This is a genomic window from Streptomyces sp. NPDC015139 (genome assembly GCF_043079785.1).
GTDB lineage: Bacteria > Actinomycetota > Actinomycetes > Streptomycetales > Streptomycetaceae > Streptomyces > Streptomyces albidocamelliae.
Genome location: NZ_JBIBUW010000039.1, coordinates 1 through 5,710, shown reverse-complemented (window position 1 = coordinate 5,710; position 5,710 = coordinate 1). Strand labels below are relative to the sequence as shown.

Below are 5,710 nucleotides of genomic sequence, written 5' to 3'. Positions count from 1 at the left end.
CAACGGGCAGGCCGGGTTCGTCTCCGACGGCGGCCCCGCCGTCGCCACCAAACTCAATGCGCCCTATGACGTGGCGGTGGACGGGGCCGGGAACCTCTACATCGCCGACGGTGGCAACCACCGGGTGCGCAAGGTGACACCCGACGGGATCATCACCACCGTCGCCGGCAACGGGCAGGCCGGGTTCGTCTCCGACGGCGGCCCCGCCGTCGCCACCAAACTCCACTACCCCTGGGGGGTAGCGGTGGACAAAGACGGAAACCTCTACATCGGCGACCGCCACAACCACCGGGTCCGCAAGGTGACACCCCACGGCATCATCACCACCGTCGCCGGCAACGGCATTGCCGGGTACGTCGCCGACGGAGGACCCGCCGTCGCTACGTCGTTGCACTACCCTGCGGCCGTAGCGGTGGACGGGGCCGGGAACCTCTACATCGGCGACGGCCACAACCACCGGGTGCGCAAGGTGGCGGCCAACGGCGTCATCACCACCGTCGCCGGCAACGGCGTCGCCGGGTACATCGCCGACGGAGGACCGGCGGTGGGGCAGCAGCTCTACTACTCCTACGGCGTGGCCGTGGCCCCCTCCGGCGATCTCTACATCGCTGACGCCTCGAACCACCGCGTGCGCAAGGTGTTCGCAGCGGCGACGATGACCCCGCCGCCCCCGCCCGTCGCCGACCTGTACGGCGAGCTCGTCCTGCCCGTCATGGTCCCCCGCCGCCAGGAGTTCGACCTGGGCGCCCGCGTCCACAACCGCGGCCCCGCCATCGCCAGCGGAGAACACATCACGGTCGTGATCACCCTGGCCGACGGCCTGGAAAGCGCCCGGGAGAACAACGGACGGCGCCTGACCCGCACCTTCCCCGGCACCGACCTGGCCCCCGGCAAAGGCACCCTGGACGGCGTGTTCCGCGTCCGTGCCCTCGACACCGCCAAGCCGGGCATGTACGAGTCCACGCTGGAGATCCAGTACGGCGGCGACCTCAACCTCAAGGACAACAGCTTCACCCTGCCCGTCACCGTCGTCGTCCCCGAACCGGTCGCCGACGAACGCGCCCTGACCATCTACCAGGAGAACATCCCCGAAGCCGCTCCCGGCCAGGGCGCCCGTGTCCTGCTGCGCTACGTGTCACCCGTCGGCCAGCCCGTCAACCCCGGCATCATCACCCAGCGCTTCACCGCACCCACCGGGTTCGTCTTCAGCGGCCATCCCACCTACACCTACCCCGACACCGTGCAGGGCGCGATCAGCGGCGAACTGGACCACGAGATCTACGACTCGGGCCGCACCCTGGTCGTCCGCGACAACCCTCACCTGAACACCACCGACACCGACGCCGGAACCCTCGTCTACAGCCTCGGCCTGCGCGCCCAGCCCGACGCCCAGCCCGGCCTCGCAAGCGACGGCTCGGCCAGCATCGGCCGCCGCTCCCCCGTCCAGATCCTCGCCAAGGTCACCGGCGCCGCGGCCGAGCACACCATCCGTATCACCCAGAGCCGGCTCGGCCAGGCACGGGTGCGGCCCGGCCAGCAGTGGGCCTACCCCGTGGTGATGACCCTCACCAACACGGGACGCACGCGGATCGGTTTTGAGGACATCGTCTTCACCGCTCCCGAGGGCCTGTGGTTCACCGAGAACCGGGTGATGATGTCCAGCGAAGGAGCGACGAGCGAGACCGAACTGGCCGGACAACGCTCCACCGCCAACCGAACCCTGACGCTCCGGGGCGCCGCCCTCAACCTGGACCCCGGCAAGTGGGCCGTCCTCTACCCCGAGATGGAAGTCGAAACCAGCGCCGCCACCGGCGCCGTACGCGTCGGCATCCGGATCGGCACCCCGCCCTTCGCCACCGGCAACGCCACCGTCACCATCGAGGCATAACGCCACAGCCCTGCCTGGCCCGGCCCTGAGCCGGGCCGGGCCCACTCGGCAGGGCAATCCCGCCTCGCCGGCCGCCACCGCACGGGCCCGGTGACGGGCTCATCACCAGGGCCGCCGGCAACGACCGAAGTCACCTCCCCACGGTAGCCGGGCCGCCGCCCGCACCGATGACCGCGCCGATATCGCAATGCGCCCGCCCCGTATGAGTCCCTCCCCCGCGCTGCCACCCCCGCACGCCCGGCAGGAAGCAGAGAGCACCCATGAGCAATCCGGCAATACTCCACGACTGCACGCCGATCGACCCCGAAGGCACCGGAATCCGCACCCTCGGCCACGCCAACCGCTTCGCCGTATGGGACAGCGAGTTCCGCTACGACGGCCGCATCCGCGTCCCCGTCGGGGTGAAGATCAAAGAGATCAAGTACTCCTACACCGGCAACGGGCAGGCCGACCTCGCCGCGGCAGAGGTCAAGCGCGGCCAGAGCGGCATCGGCCAGGAGTACGAGATCATCGACCTCACCTTCCTCGACGACGCCGACCTGATCACCTTCACCCTGCGCGGCGACCTCAACGTCGACGCCGACCCCCGCCCCGCCTACAGCCGCCGGTACCAGATCCGCGTCGACGTCACCCTCACCACGGGCGAAGTCCGCACGGCCACCCCGGAGATCGAGGTCCTCGCCAGCGCCTGGCAGCGCAGCGACGCAGAGAAGGTCGGCCGGCCCTTCGTCCGGCTGCCCTACGACTCAGCCTGGGGCGGCACGCCCAACAGCCAGGCCGGCTTCGGCTACGTGTCGGACAACGGCCGTATCCCCGGTGACAAGTTCATTATCGACCTGGTCAACCTGCGCCAGGGCGAACAGGGCGTCCCAAGCAGCAACAGCGACCACGTCTACTACCAGCTCGTCCACGAGGACGGAACGCCCTCGCACTACACCCCGACCCCCCAGCTGCAGAAGGCCGAAGGGCACAAAGACAGCGGCACCGGCCGCAAGGTCACCCTGCCCGCCATCGACCTGCGTCAGCTCGGTGACAAGCCCGGCTACTACCGCATGTTGATCTGGCCGCAGTCCGCCGACCTCGACGGCTCGCCCAGCAGCCTGCGCTGGGACGAAGCCAAACCGGAGGACGCCTTCCAAATCGGCAGCGTCTACTACCGCTACAAGGCACCGGCCGGCATTGACACCGGACTGCGCGCCACCATCAAGACACAGACCCTGACGGCGACCGCAGGCCAGGACCGCTGGCTCTACCCGGCTTTCGTCATCCGCAACACCGGCCAGCGCACCATCGGCACCGTCAAGGTCGTCTTCACCGCCCCCGAAGGACTGCACTTCACCGAAGACCGGGTGGCCTTCACCCACTGGGCAGACGAGAGCCACGAGACCGTCGCGCTGGGTGTCCTCTCGGCCGACCGCCGCACCCTGACCTGCCCGGCCGTGCCGCTGGACCTGGTACCCAGCAGTCCCGGCAAGGACGCCTGGGTATCGCTCTACCCGGCGGTGGAAGTCGAAGCCACAGCCCCGGCCGGACGAGCACTGGTCGGCATCCAGCTGGGCCAGCCGGTCTTCGCCACCGCCCAGGACACCATCACCGTCACCCCCGCGAGCTGACCGGCCAACACACCAGAGGGCCAAAGGGAAGGGGGCGGTGCCCCGTGTACCGCCCCCTTCCGGCCGGCCTCACGACCGCCGTCGGCACGGTCGGCTGCGCGCCCGCGGTCCGTGAACGCCCGTCTGCAGGGCGAAACCAGAGCATCACCCCGCTCTATACGGTGCTGTGACCTGCGGAAAGGAGACGTGGCCCAGGTTATGGGCTGGTTGTGCACGTCTGCCGACCCATGTCGCGCGGGCACCTGACCCGGCCGCCGTTCCGACAACGCCGCCAGGTCAGTAGAACCACTGCTCCGCCACCACCTCGCCGCGCCCCAGAAGCGCCGTGCGCTCCTTCAGCTTGCCGCCGGCCATCGCCATGGCAGTGGCCCGTACATGGCCTTCCAGGACGACGAGCCGCGTGCCAGAACCGGAATCGACCAGAATGATCTCAGGAACCGAAGCGCCAACCACGAAGGCATCCCGCAACGCGGTATAGAACGGCTCTCCCTCACCTGGCCCGGCCAGCTTTTCCGACGCGAACGTGGCCGCCAGCCGGGTTCCGCCGGTGACCTCCACCCAATAGTCCCAGTTGATGTAGTGCACACGGGCCACATCAGCAGCGTCGATACGCACCCGCCACCAGGTCAGATCCCGTACAGGCAGCCCTCCGACATAGGACTCCAAGGAGATGTCCGCCTGGTCGAATCCGCGGTACTCGCGCAACAGACCCAGCCGAGCGGCGTTCGCCTGCCCGTCGGTGAGGTCCGGGTCCGTCACCAGCGCCGCGGGCAGACCATCGCGCTGCAGCAGACTGCCCACAAGGGCGCCGAACCGATCGGAGTGAACCTCAGCGCCGAGCCAGACAGCGACCACTTCATCAAGGGTGACGGGCAGGAGAAGTTCCATCCAGGCCTCGGAACTAGGGCATCTGACATCTGCCAGAGTAGGTGCGGTGCGCACTGGGGAACAGCACGTATCAGCCGGAGCAGGGTGGAACGACTAACGGGGACGGCGAATGCCTCGGCCAGGCATTATCACGACGCGGCGCTGGGCTGTCGCGCTGTCGTCGGCACCGATGGTGACGGCGCTGCCGTGGACATCGGTGGTCTGGTGGAGCCCAGAGGCCGTGGGAGGTCGTCGGTCACGACCGTTCATGATCGCGGAGCTGGTGCCCCTCCGTGGCCTCGGCACTGAAAATGATCCAGAACCTTCACTGGGCGCTATCAACTGGCCCCTCTGACGACACGGTCCCGTCCGCCCCTGTGGCCGACGGCCACTTCACTCGCTCATCTGAATGAACATCAGCGGTGGACGGAATGGGGAACCGTTCCGCCAGGACAGGCGGGCGGCATGAGACTTCTGCGTATACGGCGGCGGCCCCTCTCCGGTGCGGCCGCGCTGCTCGCTGCCGCCGTCCCGACCGTCCTGGCCGCATCACTGATCGGTTTCGCACCCGCCCACGCCGCGACCGCGGGCGCCCCCGTAACGCACCGGGATCAGATCGCTTGCCCGCGCGGCTTCGTGTGCATCTACCCGGAAATCAACTTCAACGGCCAGCCCTACGTCAAACGCGCCGTCGACGGATCCGTGCGACACCTGCCGGACTACATCCGCGGCAAGGGCAGCTCCATCATCAACAACAGCAGCCGCACCGCCCGCGTCTACCAGAAGGACAATTACTCCGGCCGACACGTCTGCGTCGGCCGCGAAGGCGGCACCATCAGCGACCTGCGCTCCTACCAGCTCAACGACACCACCCACAGCCTGCGCAACAACAACACCCCTTGCGGCGCGTAACCGCCTCGAGGTACCGCCGCCGCGGCGGATCACGGCGCAGGCGGCGCTTGCGTGAGCCGGTACAGCGAAGGGGGCCGGCTCACCAGCCGGCGTGCGGGTGTTCGCGCTGGCGCAGGCGGTGATGGTCCGCTATCTGCGGCCTAGACGCTGGGCGCGGGTTGCGCCCCGCGCCTCCCTGTTTTCGCGTCCGGGGTGACGACGGCGCTGTGAATGCAGGCGGGACGGTGTAGCGACGACCGTGCCGCCGTCTGATGCCCCCGGCCAGGGGGCGGCTGAGGCCGCCCTCGCGCCATCCCAGCTCGCCGTACGTTGCCCCCAGCCTGCGGCTTTCACCTAGAGCGTCCGCCAGTAGGCTGGGGAAGTGGTGCAGGCACGGTCTCCGATCATGGAGTTCTCTACGCTTCATGATCACTCGGGGTGTCCGTGCCTG

At 68.9% G+C, this 5,710-nt stretch carries 4 protein-coding genes; 3 read left to right on the top strand and 1 reads right to left on the bottom strand.

Going from position 1 to position 5,710, the window contains the following annotated elements; translation table 11 throughout:
* Positions 1-1,888: hypothetical protein (locus ACF08B_RS40545; RefSeq protein ID WP_392322053.1), on the top strand; the 1,888-nt coding region annotated here is incomplete at its 5' end.
* A gap of 260 nt (positions 1,889-2,148) precedes the next feature.
* Positions 2,149-3,501, top strand: coding sequence for a hypothetical protein (locus ACF08B_RS40540; RefSeq protein ID WP_392322052.1), 1,353 nt, complete (start codon positions 2,149-2,151; stop codon positions 3,499-3,501).
* A gap of 276 nt (positions 3,502-3,777) precedes the next feature.
* On the opposite strand, the gene ACF08B_RS40535 is transcribed toward ACF08B_RS40540, so the two are convergent.
* Positions 3,778-4,389 (bottom strand): hypothetical protein, encoded by a 612-nt coding sequence (locus ACF08B_RS40535; RefSeq protein ID WP_392322051.1) that lies wholly within the window; start codon positions 4,387-4,389, stop codon positions 3,778-3,780.
* 444 nt (positions 4,390-4,833) lie between these two features.
* Here ACF08B_RS40535 and ACF08B_RS40530 point away from each other — a divergent pair, with 444 nt between their 5' ends.
* Positions 4,834-5,280 carry a peptidase inhibitor family I36 protein gene (locus ACF08B_RS40530; protein ID WP_392322050.1) on the top strand — a complete coding sequence of 149 codons (447 nt, stop codon included), beginning with the start codon at positions 4,834-4,836 and terminating at the stop codon, positions 5,278-5,280.
* Positions 5,281-5,710 lie beyond the last annotated feature (430 nt).

What these genes read in the sequence shown, in the direction of transcription:
- ACF08B_RS40540 (WP_392322052.1), top strand. Translation starts at nt 2,149, where the DNA reads ATGAGCAATCCGGCAATACTCCACGACTGCACGCCGATCGACCCCGAA.
- ACF08B_RS40535 (WP_392322051.1), bottom strand. Translation starts at nt 4,389, where the DNA reads ATGGAACTTCTCCTGCCCGTCACCCTTGATGAAGTGGTCGCTGTCTGG.
- ACF08B_RS40530 (WP_392322050.1), top strand. Translation starts at nt 4,834, where the DNA reads ATGAGACTTCTGCGTATACGGCGGCGGCCCCTCTCCGGTGCGGCCGCG.